The organism is Lysinibacillus sp. NPDC047702, assembly GCF_050272555.1.
Taxonomy (GTDB): Bacteria; Bacillota; Bacilli; order Bacillales_A; family Planococcaceae; genus Lysinibacillus.
In genome coordinates this window covers 1-17,847 of record NZ_JBNNMG010000089.1, presented here as the reverse complement: position 1 = coordinate 17,847, position 17,847 = coordinate 1, and the positions used below count along the sequence as shown (strand labels likewise).

Below are 17,847 nucleotides of genomic sequence, written 5' to 3'. Positions count from 1 at the left end.
CAAACTCCGCTCACTCAAGCAAATTGGTCTACACCTAACACATGAAATTATAGAAGAATCTGTTTAAAAAAACAAATAGAATCATAAAAATGCCATAAAAAATTTGTGGCATTTTCATTGACATAATCTTATTTCAACACTATGAACCTTCTACAAGTTAGAAGGTTTTTTTACTGTGTTAAAAGAAACCCATTTACAGTGAAAACGTCTTTATGAAGAATTTTCGAAAAATAAGGCTCATGTTGGCATTGAACCAGAAAAAAATGATTAACCTTTTTGGAGCCATTAATTGAATTTTTTGTAATGTTATTTTAGACTTAATATAAAGGTGAAAAACGACAATCTTTTATGAAATATAAAAAGATTCGACATTACATGTAGATTATTTCTTTACATATAATCTTTAGCAGTTGGCAACACATAGTTTAGGAGGGTGATTGAATTGGGAATTAATTTGCAAAAAGGGCAACGAGTCGATTTAACAAAGGGAAATGCTGGTTTAAATAAAATTAAAGTAGGATTAGGCTGGGACCCTGTAAGTCAAGAAAAAAGCGGTGGTTTATTTGGAGGCTTATTTTCAAGTAGAAATAGCGGCAGTGGCAGAAATATCGACTGTGATGCCTCTGTATTAATGCTGCAAGATGATAAGGTTGTTGCGGGAGACGATGTTGTTTATTTTGGAAAATTAACAAGTAACTGCCGTTCTGTTCAACATTCAGGTGATAATTTAACTGGTGATGGCGATGGTGATGATGAAGTTATTACAATTGAACTGTCGTCTGTACCAACGCATTATAACAAGCTGGTGTTTGTTGTAAACATCTATGATGCAGCAGGTCGTAATCAACATTTTGGCATGATTCAAAATGCATATATTCGAGTGTATGATGACAGGACAGGTAGTGAGTTAATTCGCTATAATTTAACTGATAACTATTCGAATTTAACGACGTTAATCTGTGGTGAAATTTACCGTCATAACAATGAGTGGAAATTTGCTGCAGTTGGTACAGGAACAAATGATGTGAAACTTGGCGACATTGTTCGAAGATATCAATAAATAATAACTAGGAGGAGAAAGATAATGGCTATTTCATTACAAAAAGGTCAAAAGGTAGATTTAACAAAAACAAATCCAGGGTTAACAAATGTAGTTGTTGGTTTAGGATGGGATACAAATAAATATGATGGTGGAAATGATTTCGATTTAGACTCATCTGTATTTTTACTTGCAGATACAGGCAAAGTAGCAGATCAAAATGATTTTATTTTCTACAATAATATAACAGGTGGCAATGGCTCTGTTGAACATTCAGGTGATAATTTAACTGGTGTTGGTGAAGGTGACGATGAAGTGGTGAAAGTTGCATTAACACAAGTACCTGCACATATACAACGACTAGCATTTACTGTAACAATTCATGATGCAGAGGCACGTAGTCAGAACTTTGGTATGGTTTCTAATGCCTATATTCGTATTGTTAATGCTGCTTCAAATGAAGAAATTATTCGTTATGATTTAGGTGAGGATTTCAGTATTGAAACAGCTATCGTAGTAGGGGAATTATACCGTCATAACGGAGAATGGAAATTTAATGCAATTGGTGCTGGCTATCAGGGTGGCTTAGCTGCTTTATGTAACGATTATGGCTTGAGTGTAAACTAAAAAATTTCAACTTTAAACAGAAAGGGAGATTTTCAATGGCTATTCAATTAAGTAAAGGGCAACGTATTGATTTAACAAAGCAAGATCCAGGTCTAAACAGCATTGGAATTGGCTTAGGCTGGGATGTAAAGCAATTTGATGGTGGACAAGACTTTGACCTTGATGCATCTGTATTTTTACTAGATGCATCAGGTAAATGTCGTAATGAACAAGACTTTATCTTTTACAATAATTTATCGAGCCAAGATCAATCTGTTGTGCATACTGGCGATAACCGTACAGGAGAAGGTGATGGGGATGATGAAAAAGTTCTAGTAAACTTAAAGCAAGTGTCTCCACAAATTGAAAAGATTGTAGTGACGGTTACAATTTATGATGCGGAGGGTCGTCATCAAAACTTCGGTCAGGTTCTGAATGCCTATGTTCGTTTGACAAATGAAGAGTCAGGGGCAGAAGTATTGCGCTATGATTTAGGCGAAGATTTTAGCATTGAAACAGCTGTTGTATTCTGTGAGCTGTACCGCCATAATGGTGAGTGGAAATTTGCCGCAGTAGGCTCAGGCTATCAGGGTGGCTTAGCAGCATTAGTCAATGCATATGGCCTACAATAAATACTTGGATAGGAACATGACGGAGGGTCTTTTTTGGACGTTATCAACGAGATATTAAATACATATGCACAGTTTTTTAACTGGCACATGTGGGGGCAGGTTTTAACAGATCCAGTATCATGGGGCCTAATTTTTTCATTGATTATTATGGAAGGTCTATTGTCTGCAGACAATGCGTTAGTTTTAGCAGTACTTGTTAAACATCTTCCAAAGCATCAGCGAAAAAAAGCGTTAATGTATGGGATGTTTGGAGCGTATTTCTTCAGGTTTCTCTTCATCGGTATTGGTGTTTACCTCGTGAAGTTCTCCATTGTTAAAGTAATTGGTGCGACTTATTTAATGTGGTTAGTCATACTGCATTTTAAAAATAAGAGCGATGATGAAGGAGAAGCACATGAGTTTAAAAAGACGGGTTGGATGGTTCGTGTCTTTGGTACGTTCTGGGCGACTGTTATTTCAGTTGAATTAATGGATATTGCCTTTTCAGTAGACTCAATACTAGCAGCTTTTGCGATATCAGATCAAGTATGGGTCTTATTATTAGGTGGAGTTTTAGGGATCATTATGATGCGTACCATCGCTGGTGTATTCCTTTCATTGATAGAAAGAGTGCCAGAGCTTGAAACAACTGCCTATATTTTAATAGCGATTATTGCACTGAAGATGTTTGCTAGTATTTTTGGATTCCATCTTTCACATGAAATATTCTTTATTATTCTAATTGCTGCATTCTTATTAACATTTGTTGTACACAAGATGAATAAGAAAACAACAGTGTAAACAAGGCACTGTATTGGTCTGTAAGGAACAGGCTGATACAGTGCTTTTTTCACAGACGGCCTACTATTACTGGGGAGAGGATTAGATGCAACACTTTGCAACAGAAGCAGAGACGATTTTTTATAAGAAGCCACAGCCTTTTACAAAATGGGACAAACCAGATATTTTGTCATATGCCTTAGGGGCGACTTTGTATATGCCAGCTTCCATGCCTAATATTGTGGGGTTGATTCAATCTCAAAAATATAAAGAACTTACATCACTCGTCATTGACTTAGAGGATGCAGTAGGGGATACAGAGTTACTAGATTGTGAAGCAAAATTGATTGAGGATATTAGTGAGTTATATGCACTATATAATCAAAAACAATTACTACTAGAAGATTTACCACTACTTTTTATTCGTGTACGTCATGTTGAGCAATTCAATTATTTAACAACTTCATTAGGGAAGAAGCAAGAAATATTAACAGGTTATGTATTTCCGAAATTTACGGCAACACAAGGAGCCCGATATTTTGAGTTACTTGAACAAACCATTTTGGATCATGATTTAACCTTATATGGTATGCCAATTTTAGAAAGTCGTGAGGTATTATATAAGGAATCTCGCATGCAAGCGTTATTAGGCATCAAAGAGGTTCTTCATCAATACAGGGAGCGCGTATTAAATGTGCGTATTGGTGCAACTGATTTTTGTGGTATTTATGGAATTCGCCGCCGTATGGATTCGACCATTTACGATATCAGTGTGATCAGAGATTGTATAGCAGATATAGTAAATATCTTAGGTCGTGAGGAAGATGGTTTTGTTATTTCAGGGCCTGTATGGGAGTATTTTAGTAATCAGCGTGTATTAAAACCCGCGTTAAGGATGACGCCATTTAGTGAAAAAGGTGCGCTTGATACACGGAAAGCATTATTAGACGATTGTTTAGATGGATTAATGAAGGAAGTTTTAATGGATAAACAGAACGGCATTATGGGTAAAACGGTCATTCATCCTAGTCATATCCGTGTTGTTCATGCACTATATGCTATTTCGTATGAGGAGTATTTAGATGCATTAAGTATTGTAGAAAATAGTGATGGTCGCAAAGGTGTTATGAAAAGTCACTATGCTAATAAAATGAATGAAATTAAACCACATATGAGATGGGCACAGCGAATCATAAAACAGGCACATGTCTATGGCGTTTATCATGAATCTTTAGATTTTGCCTCACTATTATTAAATTCTGAAATAGGTGGTAGTGTTTATGCATCAACAAATGAGTAAACTAAGAATTTTGCCAAATTATACAATCGATATTGAAGTCGCTCATAATCCCCACAATTTTGCATTGACAGATTTATTTAAAATGGCGGCACGTATTAATAAGAAGAGACAGTTTTTGTTTGTGAGCACCGTGCTTGGTAAGCATTTAGCTGTTCGCCCGCAAGTGCCATTACTTACTGGAACCCTTCTAGCCATGATGTATAATCAGCATCTTACTGGTCAACGTGTGATTGCTATGCCATCTGTTGTAAAAGCAATAAAAGAATGCACAAAGTTGGATGAAGTTCAGAATTCCACGGAGGAATGCATGCAGTTGACTGAGGAAACATTGTTTATTGGATTTGCTGAGACAGCCACTGCACTTGGACATGCCGTATTTAATGCATTCCAAACAAATGCCATGTATATCCATACCACGCGTGAAGTACTTCCGGATTTCGAACCATTTGTTACATTTGAGGAAGAACATTCTCATGCGACAAGCCATAGTATTTATACAGAGGAGCCTAATATTTTACTGCAAGCTAAGCGCATTGTGTTAATCGATGATGAGATTACTACTGGAAATACAGTTATTAATATTATTCAAACATTAAGACAAAAATTTCCTCTTGTTAGGGAGTATGCTGTGCTATCTATTTTAGATTGGCGTTCAGAACAGCAGCAAATAGTCTTTCGGCAATTAGAGGAGCAATGGGGAATCTCTATTGAATTCATCGCAATTATGTGCGGTCAATTTAACTGTAGTGGGACACCAAATTTAGCAATCGAGCAACCTAAAATAACAACATGTGCTGCACGGGACATGACACTATTATCAACCAAAGAATCTCTTGATCGCAAATTCTATCGTTCTATTGCAGAGAATGGTCTTGTAAACAATCAACCTTATGTACTAGCGACAGGAAGATTTATGTTAACATCCATTCAGCATATCGAACAAAAGAAAGTGTTACAGGCAATCGCCAAGCAATTAAGAGAGCTACGAACGGATGGGCCAGCACTTGTTGTCGGAACAGGGGAATTTATGTATGTCCCTATGCAAATTGCTTCTTATTTAGGGGAAGATGTTTATTTTCAATCGTCGACCCGTAGTCCAATCTATTGTACAGATGAACTAGACTATACGATAACAGAAAAAATAGTCTTTGAAAGCCCAGAGAACAATGGGGTTGAAAATTATTTATATAATATACAAAATCGGCCATATTCGGAACTTTTCTTTATTGTGGAACGTATAGCAAGTAAAGAGATAATTGCCCGGGTGATAGAGGTACTACAATCCATCAGTAGTACAAAAATATATGTGATTTGTATGCATGAAATGGAGGTAGAACGATGATATCGACTTTACAGCCAGATAAAATGGGGAGCTATACTTCAGAGGATGTTATTTTTTTATTGCGTGATATTAGTAATGTTTTTCTTGAAATGGATAATGAAAAGCGTGAACAACTTATCCAGACAGGTACGCACTATTCTGAAATGCTACCAATGGAATATCAACCATCTAAAACATATATGGATCTATTTTATAAAACTTTAAATACTTACGCTGAAAGAATAGCAATAGCTGTTGGTGTAGTAGCAGAACAAATCATCCAAAATAGAGGACTGGACAATTTAATACTAGTTAGTTTGGCGAGAGCAGGTACACCAATTGGCATTTTAATCAAACGATATATACAAATGCACTATAAGGTGAATGTTCCACATTACTCAATTTCTATTCTGCGTGGTCGTGGGTTTGATGAAACAGCAATTCGTTACATTTTGACACAACATCCGCAAGGTTGTCTTCAATTTATTGATGGTTGGACGGGTAAGGGGGCTATTACCAATGAATTACTACATTCTTGTCAAAAATTTAATACACAACATCAAGTACAATTGAATGCCAATTTAGCTGTTTTGGCAGATCCAGGTCATTGTGCCGCCATTTATGGAACACGTGAAGATTTTTTAATTCCATCTGCTTGTTTAAATTCTACTGTATCTGGATTGGTGAGTAGAACAGTTTTAAATCTACAGTTTATGGATGAGAAAGATTTTCATGGTGCAAAATACTACAAAGAATTAGAGGATATGGATGTTTCAAACTTGTACATAGAACGTATTGTCACATGCTTTGAAAAAGTGCAGAGTGAGATTGTACGGCAACTTCAGGAGCAACCCATCACTCCAATTACTTGGGAGGGAATGAAGTCAGTACAAAAGATTCAGCGGGATTTTGGTATTGAAAATATTCATTTTATCAAACCTGGTGTTGGGGAAACAACAAGAGTTTTACTTCGACGAATCCCTTGGAAAATCCTAATTAATCCACAGTACATACATGAGCTGGAACACATTTTATTATTAGCTCGTGAAAAAAATGTATTGATAGAACAATATTCAAAGATGTCCTATGCATGTTGCGGCTTAATAAAAGAATTGTAGGGGAGAATAAGATGATACTATTTACATCAGATTTAGATAGAACACTTATTTATTCTAAACGTATGATGGAGATGTTTCCGCCAGTTACAGAGACAGTTGTAGTTGAGCAGAATGATAATAAAGACATGAGTATGATGACAAATGCAACAGCAACTTTATTGCAGCAGGTACATCAACAAACACTATTTGTACCTGTTACGACAAGAGCTTTGCATCAATATCAGAGAATACATTTTATTAATGACTTGTGCCCTACTTTTGCAATTACAAGCAATGGGGGTACAATATTAGAAAAGGGTCAGCCATATGACAAATGGACGAAAACACTATGTAGACGTATTGAAGATTCCTCCATTCCACGAGGGGATATGTTAAAGCTTTTTCAAACGGTCAAATCCGATGCATGGCTACAACGTTCTTTCTATATAGATGATCTATTTTATGTACATCATGTGGATATTGAAATTTTACGCCAGGATGAATTACAAGTAATGATTCAGGAGTTTGACGCCCATGGCTGGTACGTTCTTCTACAAGGAAAAAAATTGTATTTTATGCCCAAGGTACTGACAAAGGAAGCGGCAATAGAATATATGAAGGAATTTTGTACATACGATGTGCATATAGCAGCAGGCGATTCTATTATGGATTATGGAATGCTATCAATGGCTGATTTAGCTTTTACACCGAATCACGGAGATTTAAAGGATAAACAGCCAAAGGTTCTACCGAATGCTACCTACTCAATTCATAATGGTGAAGCATTTACAAAAGATTTGCTTGAAGCAGTTTTACAAATTGCCACACAACAAACGGTAATATAGTTTTAAATATTGATTTGTTGTCATAGGTAAGACCATTCTATGGCAAATGAATTCTTAAGCATATGCTGAGGATGATTTCTAGGAGGTGCGTTTGTATGCAAACAATCACAATTCAATCAGTGTTGGAGCGTAATCCTGATGATTGGCTACAGGCGTTTCGAGATTCACCAAAGAATCGTGCATTATATGAGGAAACATCACAACAAATAACTTTTAGTCGAATTGCTGTACGTGTACTAGGAGTTCCAATTGAAGAAGATGATTATTTCAATTCATTATTTACCATGTCACAAAACCAAAATATTCATATTTTAAGTGAAGAATTAAATAAGAATATTGATCAAAAAGATTTTCAGGCCATACAAACGATTCTAGAACAACATCAGCAAACACCTAAAGGGCTGTCTATTAATCGATTAGTGGCAATGATGTATGGATATCAATTAATACCCAAGCACGATGATAGTGTAATGAATCGACATTTACAGCTAGCAACCATTAAAGTTGTAGAGCTTTTTCAGCAACAACAATCTTTAGGCCTGCTAGCAAATGAATTTCGTCGTTTTTTAATTGATATGGTGAAGTGGTTAAAAAATCATTGGATTCAATGGACAAAGGCAATGAAGCCGACAGATGATTTCCCTAAGGTTGTTTGGTATGGAGAAACGACTATTAGTCAGCTTTATTTTCTATTACTATTAATGGAGCTTGGCTGTGATGTATTGATTTTTCATCCGGCTAAAATAGATGAATTTGCAGAGATTGATTCTACAGATTCGTTTTCTATCAGTTATTCGTATGCAAATGAAACAACTTTACAGCCATTTCCTGACAAGTTACGCGATCGTCAGGCAACTGTAGGTTATCGTTCAAGTCAGCATTTTGAACAATTAATGCATGATCGGCAATCAGGAGTCTTTAAGCCTTGGCAATTTAAAGATCTTATGCCACGCTCCTTAACACTAAGAATGACCTATGATGATATATTTATTTATGCGAAAGAGAAGGCAATGGTTCGACCGAAATTTGAAGTTATCGGTGATGAAGTAGTCATTCCAGTAATATTTGCAAAAATTAGTGGGGTGTCGAGCCGACGTGAAGAATACTGGGATTATATGCATCAATTATTGGCAAGTCCGCAAACCGTTTTTGTGCAGGAGTTCCCTTATTCAAAAACGAGCAAGGCCAACTTCCATTTTCACTATAAGCATTGCTTAGTAAATGGTGAGCTATCAGTGGAGCGCATTATGCAAAGTGATTGGTGGCAGTATGGAGAGTTACCATTAGAGCTACAGCGTGCAATGGCTCACACGATAAAAACTTCATGTGAACAACCCATGTTAAAACAACAGTCAAATGAGAATTTATATGATTTACAGTTATTTTTATTTAAGCAGATGACGATGATTCCACAGGATATACTGCGATTACTGCAGAGCTTTGACTACTCTCAAGAGGTACCTAAACTTGTCTTATATCAAGCGCCGCAGCAGCCTGCTTTATCACGTGAGGACATTGCATTACTGGCGTTTTTAAATCGTTTTGGTATGGATATTGTATTTTATAACCCGACAGGCAAACTAGACTTAGAAAGGCACTTGCAAGAGGATTCATACGATGTACACCGTTTAGAGCATATGCTATTTGACTTGCCCTATGAAGAACCAAAGCAGCAAAAATCTGCACCAGATAAAATCATTAAAAAGCTCTTTAATCGTTTTTTCTGATGACAGGAAGGAGGCGGCACGAATGTCAAATAACCCTACGACAATTGAACAATTGACAGTGGAAACAGCAGAAGCCGTCAAACAACAATTATGGGAAAATGCAGAGGTACAACAAATTGCCAATCAGATTAATGTAAAAAATCAGCTGGACTTAATGGCATTGGGAAGAGAGCCAGCTACAAAATTAGCAAAATTCGCAGATCAAATTTTAGACTTAATCACCCAATCAGCATCCTATGAATCAAGAGAATTATTTAAACAGCTTGAAGCCTTAATGTTGACATTTGATAAAAAAGATTTTGCTGAGCAAAAGGGTTTTTTTAAGAAGCTATTTTCACGTAAAACCAAAAAAGAAGATGATTTATTTACGAAATACAATGTACTCAGTAGAGATATTGAAAAAATTCATTATCAATTTGTGCTTATGGAAGAGGAATTAGCGAAGGATAATCGAGTACTGGCTCGGTTATATAATGAGGATTTGATGTTCTACCTTGAGCTTGAAAAATATATTGTCGCAGCAGATATGAAATTACATGAAGTGCAAACAACACTAATACCTATGTATGAAAAACAGAGCGAGGCTGGCAATCAAGTCGCAAAAATGGAGCTTAATCGTTTACAAGCAATTGTCGAGTTGATGCAACAGAAAATAGATGAGTTGGAGAAATCACGTATGGTTGCCATTTTAACAGCCCCGCAAATCGAGATGCTACGTAATGGTAATAGTGAATTGATTGAACAAATTAATGGTGCTTTTGTTAAGACCATCCCTGTATTTAAAATGGGAATAATGAATGCGGTGAATGAAAGGCAGCAGCAATTACAGAGTCAATCTGCATCAGCCTTTGAAAATCGTGTGAAGCAGTTTGGAGGAGTCAGTAATGAAGCAGTTCAATTGAGCACTGCTCTAGCTCAGCAATCTGAAACAACACAAACACTTGAGGAAATGTGGGATACTATTATTGCGGGTATTACTAATTATCGTAAGCTTCAAAGTGAATTAACAGCACAGCGTAAGATATCAGAGGCACAACTGATGGCATTAAGGACGTGAATCTTTAAAAGCTGACATCATTTAAAAGAAATGATGTCAGCTTCTTTTGTATTTCATGTAACTGAGAAACTCCAATATACAGTAAACTTTGAAAAATGCACTCTAAGGTACTTAATATGTATAAGTTGCAAGTGTTAGTAACTGCTTATTTTCTGCCTGAACGCCATGATAGCCCCCAATTGTAGGCTTTGTCCATATCTTGATGCCCCTTAAAATATTCAACAAGTCGTTCAACTTTAAATGTCTCATTATTTACATTTTCAATCATAGCTATTGCACACATATTTTTGCCATTACGATGCTCGTTTAAGCGAACTTCAATGCTAGGACCTGTTCCGTAGTTGATTGTTGCAATCCCATCAGCTTCAGCCCAGTTTGCTACTCCCTCATAGATAAATGTATAAACTAGCACTCGTTTAATGTCTCTTACCTTGTTTCCATTAATGCGTAAATTTTCACCGCTACTTGACATACCAGTACGATCATCACCATCTAGTTCAATAAAAGGGGCAGAATGCAAACTACCAAAAGCATTACCAAGAGCCTGAACACAACTTTTACTACCATCTGTCATTTCATATAGACATCCTAAATCTAAATCAATCCCTCCTTTAGAGTTTGTGCCGAATAAAGAAGAAAAAAAGCCGCCTGAATTTCTCTCAGTTCTCTGATTCCAGTTTAAATTAACTAGAATTTCACCAATCTCTTGATTTTGTGATTTTGTTAAGTTAACGAATTGACCTTTTTTAGTTAATTCAATTTTATTTAAATTTACCATGAATATTGACACCCCTTATTTTTACATTTAATTATATTGTATCAAAGTTTAAAAATATTTACAGATTTATATAAAATATCAAAAAACGACAAATTGATACTAGTCAATTTGTCGTAAAATTACATATTTCATTTGCTATATAAACTCATCTTCTAACTCCACATTAATCTCATGCCCATGATAGCTTTGATAGGACACAATAAGCGTATCCAAATGCTCTAAATTTTCTTCGTAGTCTAGTATACGGGATAAAATATAAAGCAGGTGATAGCTCGAAAATTCCGTATCGCCTTCCTCATGTGCATAGGTTATTTGTTTGATGAAAATTTCCATCAATTCATTACGTTGAATATAGTCGATGTTTTTACTCCATTCAGAATGCTCAGGCTTTAGCTTTCCTGTATATTTTAATAGCAGCTGTTCATGATACGTAAGTAAAAAGTCAAGTCGCTCCTGAATCATTAAGTGAAATTGTGTAGGTAGCTGAGCCAACTCGTTTTCATGATTATGCAAACGTTGCAGCAATTCTAAACTTTTTTTAGATGTTAAAATCATTTGACGGTAGACCACTAATTTACGTACTTTAACATACTTTTTATTTTTGAAGTAATTGCGTTCTTCCTTATAGAAATCATACAATGTATCAACTCGTAACATACGATTTTTAAATTTACTTAATGCTCCCTTTGTAGATGTATGTTCAGAAGCCTGACGAACAGCAAGTCGTGTCCATCGAATAATATCATCTTGTAAAAAGTAAATCTTTCGGAAAAGTTTTACCTCATACTTTGGTGGTAAAAAGACTAGGTTAACAACAAAGGCTGCTAACACCCCAACTAATATGGTAATAAAGCGAAAAAGACCAAATGTCAGGAAGTCGTCTCCTTGAATCTCCATTATGGCAACAACTGTTACGAGTGCTAGAGACAGTGATTTTTCAAGTTTAAATTTCAACATTATACCGATAGCAGTAATAACAGCTATGCCAACAGCTACTACATGGTGACCAAAAAGCAAGCCGAAAATGACCGCGATGGTAGCTCCAATTATATTTGCTTGTACTTGCTCAACAATCGTTTGATAGGATCGATAAATCGATGGTTGAATAGCAAAAATTGCAGCAATTCCAGCAAAAACGGGAGAAGAGAGATTTAGCAACTCCGCAATAAAGAGTGCTAGCACGATGGCAACACCAGTTTTAAATACACGGGCACCTAATTTCATAGAAAATATGGATGTCCTTTCTGTCTAAAATTTTTAAGCTTCTTTACATTATAGAAGGAAGTGCTCATAAAATACATAGATTTGTATGCTGGCATAAGAAAAAGACGACTCATACTAACGAGTCGCCTTTGTAATGTGATGGTTTATAGTTGAGAAAATGCATAATCTACCGCTTTAATTGTTTCCAGAATATCCGCTTCAGTATGTTCAGTAGTTAAGAACCATGCTTCATATTTCGATGGAGCTAGATTGATACCCTGATTAAGCATTAATTTGAAGAAGCGACCAAAGATTTCTCCGTCAGCGCTTTCTGCTTGATCATAGTTTTCTACTTTCACATCTGTAAAGTAAATAGTTAGTGCCCCTTTGAGACGATTTAATGTGATTGTCACTCCATGCTTTTTAGCTGCAGCCAAAATACCATCTTCTAAAATTCCACCTAGTTTATCCATTTCATCGTAAATCCCTGGCGTTTGTAGCACTTCTAAGCAGGCAATACCAGCCTGCATCGATGCAGGGTTTCCAGCCATAGTTCCTGCTTGATAGGCTGGACCAAGTGGTGCAACTGTATCCATTATTTCTTTACGTCCACCGTATGCACCGATTGGTAGACCACCACCAATAACTTTCCCAAGTGCTGTTAAATCAGGTGTTAGTCCAAGTAAGTTTTGAGCGCCACCATAATGGAAGCGGAATGCTGTGATAACCTCATCATAAATAGTCAATGCTCCTGTTTCTTTTGCAGTAGCATGTACTAGCTCTAGGAAACCGGGATTTGGCTCAACAATACCGAAGTTCCCTACGATTGGTTCTATTAAGATAGCAGCAATTTCTTTGCCCCATTTATCCATTGCTTCAGTAAAGGCGTCAGGATTATTAAACGGTACAGTAATTACTTCCTCAGCAGTAGAAGTCGTTACACCTGCTGAGTCTGGTGTTCCTAATGTAGCAGGACCTGAACCAGCAGCTACTAATACTAAATCAAAGTGACCGTGGTAGCAACCTGCAAATTTCATTATTTTCGTACGTCCTGTATAGGCACGTGCAACACGAATAGTTGTCATTACTGCTTCTGTACCAGAGTTATTAAAACGTACCTTATCCATAGATGGGATTGCTTCTTTTAGCATTTTAGCAAAAGTAACCTCGTATTCAGTCGGGGTTCCAAACAATGTACCATTTTCAGCTGCATGTGCAATAGCCTTCGCAATATGTGGGTGACCATGTCCAGTTACGATAGGTCCATATGCCGCTAGATAGTCAATATAACGATTGCCGTCAACATCCCAAAAGTAAGCTCCCTTACCACGAATCATTGCTACAGGTGAGCCACCACCCACTGCTTTATAAGAACGAGAAGGGCTATTTACACCACCAACGATATGCTGTAGCGCTTCCGCATGTATTGCCTCAGATTTTGTGTGATTCATATGATTGCCTCCTATGTCTTTATACGTACTCTATTGTAGACCTATCAGTGTCAGAAATCCAAAGAAATTAAGGGATATGACTTGTTTTATCAATTGGAGTAAAATAGAACCTACAGAGGAGGAGATTATTGTGACTTTAATAGAAGGAAAAAAAGCGCCAGATTTTTCTCTTATAAATGAAAGAGGAGAAACGGTAAAATTAGCAGATTTCAGAGGACGAAATGTTATAGTCTATTTTTATCCAAAAGATATGACACCTGGATGCACGACTGAGGCATGCGATTTCCGTGACAAGCATGAGGATTTTAGTCAACTAAATGCAGTTGTGCTTGGTATCAGCCCTGATGATGCAAAAAAGCATACCAAATTTATTGATAAGCATGGACTGCCATTCTCCCTTCTTGTGGATGAGGATCATGTAGTTGCAGAGGCATATGGCGTATGGGTGTTGAAGAAGATGTATGGACGTGAGTATATGGGAATAGAACGCTCAACATTTTTAATTGATACAGAGGGGAATCTTCTCAGAGCTTGGCGCAAGGTACGTGTGAAAAATCATATTGGAGAGGTATATACCTATTTAGCAGAATGGGAGGCAGCAAAATGAGAATTTATTTTACATTTGAACCAAGACCTGATTTACGTGAGCCGTTAGTTGCTGAGTTTCCACAGGTTGATTTTATTTTTGAGACTGGCTTATCCATTGATGAGTTGAAAAGAGCAGATGTACTTGTTACATATGGTGAGGATTTAAATAATGAAAATATGAATTATGCAACAAATCTGAAGTGGATTTTTGTGGCCTCGGCTGGAATTGAAAAAATGCCAGCTCAAGCTATTATTGAACGAAATATCTTAGTTTCGAATGTGCGAGGTATTCACAAAACGCCAATGGCAGAATCGATGCTTGCTCATATTTTAGCTATTAAACGTGCGCTGCCATGGATGTATGAGCAACAAAAGAAAAGTGAATGGTCAAAAAAAGCAAAGCAATCTGAATTACGAGACAGTACTGCGCTTATTCTAGGACCAGGCGCTATTGGCTCAGAGGTAGGTCGTTTATTACAGGCTTTTGGTGTAACAACTATTGGCTGTAACCGTTCAGGGAAAGAAGCGACGTATATGGATAACATAGTGTGTTTTGATCAATTAATAGAAGCTTTACCTAAGGCTGATATCGTCATTTCTGTATTACCTAAAACGGATGAAACAACACATCTCTTGAAACAAGAGCATTTTAAAGCAATGAAAACTAATACCATCTTTATGAATTTTGGACGTGGTAACTTAGTAGATGAAAATATTTTAATTCATGCCATTCAAGCAGGCGAAATTGGCTATGTTGTTTTAGATGTATTTGAACAAGAGCCATTAGCAGCAGATCATCCATTATGGTCTTTACCGAATGTTATTGTATCTCCACATATTTCAAGTCACTCTTCACGATATGTTGAACGTAGCTTAGAAATTTTTAAGCCAAGTTTAGAGAAATGGTTACGTGGTGAAAAGGATTTAGAAAATATGATGGATTTATCAAGAGGCTATTAAGTCATCATCAAAGGTGGTGATGTGTTGATTGAAGTGCAGACTATATTTTAGGAAAGCGTCTTGCTAAACGGTAATCAACTTACAAATTGGAAACAGATCAATGATCATTCAAGTTGGAGAGATTATATGCCCTCATTAGAAAATTGTTGTTGTTTTAGAAGGTGTACGATTGACAGAACTAAGCCTAATTCGCTACACTAATTATAACAATTATAAATTAAGAATATTTATGGAAGAGGTGCATGGCGATGTCTGCAACGCATTTACAGGATGCCCTTGACACGTTAAAAACAACTGGTGTACGTATTACTCCTCAGCGTCATGCTATTTTGGAATATTTAATTCAATCAATGGCACATCCAACTGCCGATGAAATTTATAAAGCACTTGAAGGAAGATTCCCAAATATGAGTGTAGCAACTGTCTATAATAACCTTCGCGTATTTCGAGAGGTTGGTTTAGTGAAGGAACTAACCTATGGTGACGCTTCGAGTCGCTTTGATTTCGTTACAAATGATCATTATCACATGATTTGTGAATGCTGTGGGAAAATAGTCGATTTCCATTATCCTGGTCTCGATGAAATTGAACATTTTGCATCACAAGTAACAGGCTTTGATGTACATTCGCATCGCTTAGAGATATACGGTACTTGTCCATCGTGTAAAGATGTATCTGCAAAAGTGCAATAAAAAATCCTAGCTCTCATAAGGGCTAGGATTTTTTTGTCTTATTATAAGATTGATCAAATTCTTTTCCTTCTAAAGTTGGATCCAGTGTTAATGGCTCATTACAATACATACACATATCTACACGACCTAATACTTTTGTGTGTTTATGGCAATTAGGACATTCTACTTGAACCGCTCGTGTTGAAAGAAGCCCAATCCAAGCATACACAACTGTACTACCAATGATGCATAGAACGCCCAGTGTCATAAAAATTAAGACGAGAATAGGATTGTTTTTAAAGAAAATTCCTCCATACATAACGATAAAGCCAATAAAAATTAGGGCTAATGCAAATGAACGTATTTTATTAATTTTATTTTTGTAAGGTTTCATATATTATCTTGCCTCCCAATCTAAAATCTACTATAACATATAAGAACAAAGTATTTTAGCTTTGGGAACATGGAAAGAAGGAATACTTTTAGAGTATGTCGAATTTTTAACGAAATAAAAGGTTGTAAATAAATAGGGGGGCTGAACATGGAGCAAGTTTTGCGTCCAATATACCAGGAACGCGCGAGTCAGTCGAATACAATAGGAGTTATTTTAGTAGAAAAGCGTGAAGAACAAAGTAATGTTACAGATACATTTGATACAGTCTTACTAATTATTGTAAAGGAAGCGGAAAAGCCAGTTTTTACGAAACATTACTTATATGAAGGAAATAAAATAGCTTTACATACTGTTACAGAGAAGTTGATACGAAAATGGCTGCTAATTGGCTCTAATAGAAAAGTTGTTGACTGGATTTTCTTTGGCAGAGTATTGTTTGATCGCAATGAGTTTCTTCATAAACTGAAAATTGAATTACAGGAGTTCCCGTTCAGTGGACGCAAGATTAAAACAGGCATTCAATTTTCCAAGCTAATTCGACGCTATTTAGAAGGGAAAGAATATTTTGATAAGGGAAGCTACCTTGATGCTTATAATCATGTTGTAGATTCGTTACATCATTTGGGTCGTTTGTCCATTATTGATAGCGGGCTTTATCCTGAAGTAACTGTCTGGGCACAAGTGAAAAAAATTGAGCCTGCGATTTATAAATTATATGAAGAGCTTGTTTCGAGTAATGAACCGATAGAAAAACGTTTAGAGCTATTGTTTTTAGCAAGTGAATTTTTGATACATTCACGTACTAGAGACGGTGCCCAACATATATTAGAAGTAATGCAATCTAAAGAGGCTTGGACAATTCAAGAGTTGCATGATCATCATGAGCTCGTAAACTACTCAGTTGATTTAGAGGTATTTGTGGAATATCTAGTGGACAAAGGCTATATTCTTGTCGAACCGATCGCTGCCAAAAGTGAAATGATATTCCATCGACATTACAAGGTGAATAACGAGGCTCTGGAAATAGAGTAAGGACTTGTAGTATGCTTGTAGTCGAGGTATATACTAATACCTCGATATTTTTTTTTATAAAAAGTATTGACGTCAAATATAATAATATTGTATTATATTAATTGTCGCTAAGACATAGCAAAACTTGATAACTTCAAAAAACTTTTTTCGAAAAGTGATTGACAGGAATTGAGTAAGGTGTTAATATAAAGAAGTCGCTGAAAAACGACTGAATCATGAACCTTGAAAACTGAACAAGCAAAACGTAATCAATAAAGTTTTTAGTAGCTAGCTTCTGTTGGTGAACAAAACAAAAAAATTTGGACATCAAAATTGATGCCAGCAAAACAATTTGAGCTAATCAAATTTCTTTTATGGAGAGTTTGATCCTGGCTCAGGACGAACGCT

18 protein-coding genes are annotated in these 17,847 nt (G+C 36.3%); 14 read left to right on the top strand and 4 right to left on the bottom strand.

The window, feature by feature from the left end:
* Positions 1–442 precede the first annotated feature (442 nt).
* From ACQKIM_RS25815 to ACQKIM_RS25770, 10 genes are all read left to right on the top strand, one after another.
* The gene (locus ACQKIM_RS25815; RefSeq protein ID WP_427549339.1) at positions 443–1,060 is read left to right on the top strand and encodes a TerD family protein; all 618 of its coding nucleotides are present in this window, start codon (positions 443–445) and stop codon (positions 1,058–1,060) included.
* Between the two features lie 24 nt (positions 1,061–1,084).
* Positions 1,085–1,666: a TerD family protein gene (locus ACQKIM_RS25810; protein ID WP_427549337.1), complete on the top strand. Its 582-nt coding sequence runs from the start codon at positions 1,085–1,087 to the stop codon at positions 1,664–1,666.
* Positions 1,667–1,701: 35 nt separating this feature from the next.
* The gene (locus ACQKIM_RS25805) at positions 1,702–2,277 is read left to right on the top strand and encodes a TerD family protein (RefSeq protein ID WP_427549335.1); all 576 of its coding nucleotides are present in this window, start codon (positions 1,702–1,704) and stop codon (positions 2,275–2,277) included.
* Between the two features lie 33 nt (positions 2,278–2,310).
* Positions 2,311–3,057 carry a TerC family protein gene (locus tag ACQKIM_RS25800; protein WP_427549333.1) on the top strand — a complete coding sequence of 249 codons (747 nt, stop codon included), beginning with the start codon at positions 2,311–2,313 and terminating at the stop codon, positions 3,055–3,057.
* Between the two features lie 85 nt (positions 3,058–3,142).
* A complete protein-coding gene (locus tag ACQKIM_RS25795) occupies positions 3,143–4,336 on the top strand; it encodes an HpcH/HpaI aldolase/citrate lyase family protein (RefSeq protein WP_427549331.1) in 1,194 nt (397 codons plus the stop codon).
* Positions 4,317–5,678, top strand: a complete 1,362-nt coding sequence (locus ACQKIM_RS25790; RefSeq protein ID WP_427549330.1) for a phosphoribosyltransferase family protein — start codon at positions 4,317–4,319, stop codon at positions 5,676–5,678. The genes ACQKIM_RS25795 and ACQKIM_RS25790 overlap by 20 nt, the downstream gene beginning before the upstream one ends.
* Positions 5,675–6,775 carry a cysteine protease StiP family protein gene (locus tag ACQKIM_RS25785; RefSeq protein WP_427549329.1) on the top strand — a complete coding sequence of 367 codons (1,101 nt, stop codon included), beginning with the start codon at positions 5,675–5,677 and terminating at the stop codon, positions 6,773–6,775. The genes ACQKIM_RS25790 and ACQKIM_RS25785 overlap by 4 nt, the downstream gene beginning before the upstream one ends.
* A gap of 11 nt (positions 6,776–6,786) precedes the next feature.
* Positions 6,787–7,599 (top strand): HAD family hydrolase, encoded by an 813-nt coding sequence (locus ACQKIM_RS25780; protein ID WP_427549327.1) that lies wholly within the window; start codon positions 6,787–6,789, stop codon positions 7,597–7,599.
* Positions 7,600–7,694: 95 nt separating this feature from the next.
* A complete protein-coding gene (locus ACQKIM_RS25775) occupies positions 7,695–9,326 on the top strand; it encodes a YceG family protein (RefSeq protein WP_427549325.1) in 1,632 nt (543 codons plus the stop codon).
* A gap of 22 nt (positions 9,327–9,348) precedes the next feature.
* Positions 9,349–10,383, top strand: coding sequence for a toxic anion resistance protein (locus tag ACQKIM_RS25770; protein WP_427549323.1), 1,035 nt, complete (start codon positions 9,349–9,351; stop codon positions 10,381–10,383).
* A gap of 145 nt (positions 10,384–10,528) precedes the next feature.
* Here ACQKIM_RS25770 and ACQKIM_RS25765 read toward each other — a convergent pair whose 3' ends face one another.
* The 3 genes from ACQKIM_RS25765 to ACQKIM_RS25755 all read right to left on the bottom strand — a co-directional run bounded on the left by ACQKIM_RS25765 (position 10,529) and on the right by ACQKIM_RS25755 (position 13,815).
* Positions 10,529–11,161, bottom strand: coding sequence for a TerD family protein (locus ACQKIM_RS25765; protein ID WP_427549321.1), 633 nt, complete (start codon positions 11,159–11,161; stop codon positions 10,529–10,531).
* 135 nt (positions 11,162–11,296) lie between these two features.
* Positions 11,297–12,385 carry an FUSC family protein gene (locus ACQKIM_RS25760; RefSeq protein ID WP_427549319.1) on the bottom strand — a complete coding sequence of 363 codons (1,089 nt, stop codon included), beginning with the start codon at positions 12,383–12,385 and terminating at the stop codon, positions 11,297–11,299.
* A 143-nt stretch (positions 12,386–12,528) separates the two neighbouring features.
* Complete coding sequence (locus ACQKIM_RS25755) at positions 12,529–13,815, bottom strand: glutamate-1-semialdehyde 2,1-aminomutase (protein ID WP_427549318.1); 1,287 nt, start codon at positions 13,813–13,815, stop codon at positions 12,529–12,531.
* A 130-nt stretch (positions 13,816–13,945) separates the two neighbouring features.
* Here ACQKIM_RS25755 and bcp point away from each other — a divergent pair, with 130 nt between their 5' ends.
* From bcp to perR, 3 genes are all read left to right on the top strand, one after another.
* Positions 13,946–14,422 carry a thioredoxin-dependent thiol peroxidase gene (bcp, locus tag ACQKIM_RS25750; protein WP_427549316.1) on the top strand — a complete coding sequence of 159 codons (477 nt, stop codon included), beginning with the start codon at positions 13,946–13,948 and terminating at the stop codon, positions 14,420–14,422.
* Entirely contained in the window at positions 14,419–15,363 is a 945-nt protein-coding gene (locus ACQKIM_RS25745; RefSeq protein WP_427549314.1) for a D-2-hydroxyacid dehydrogenase, read from the top strand. The genes bcp and ACQKIM_RS25745 overlap by 4 nt, the downstream gene beginning before the upstream one ends.
* A 248-nt stretch (positions 15,364–15,611) precedes the next feature.
* On the top strand, positions 15,612–16,055 hold the full coding sequence (gene perR, locus ACQKIM_RS25740) for a peroxide-responsive transcriptional repressor PerR (protein WP_427549312.1): 444 nt from the start codon (positions 15,612–15,614) through the stop codon (positions 16,053–16,055).
* A gap of 22 nt (positions 16,056–16,077) precedes the next feature.
* On the opposite strand, the gene ACQKIM_RS25735 is transcribed toward perR, so the two are convergent.
* A complete protein-coding gene (locus ACQKIM_RS25735) occupies positions 16,078–16,428 on the bottom strand; it encodes a YgzB family protein (protein WP_427549310.1) in 351 nt (116 codons plus the stop codon).
* A 147-nt stretch (positions 16,429–16,575) separates the two neighbouring features.
* Here ACQKIM_RS25735 and ACQKIM_RS25730 point away from each other — a divergent pair, with 147 nt between their 5' ends.
* Positions 16,576–17,460, top strand: a complete 885-nt coding sequence (locus ACQKIM_RS25730; RefSeq protein WP_427549308.1) for a nucleotidyltransferase-like protein — start codon at positions 16,576–16,578, stop codon at positions 17,458–17,460.
* Positions 17,461–17,847: the final 387 nt, after the last annotated feature.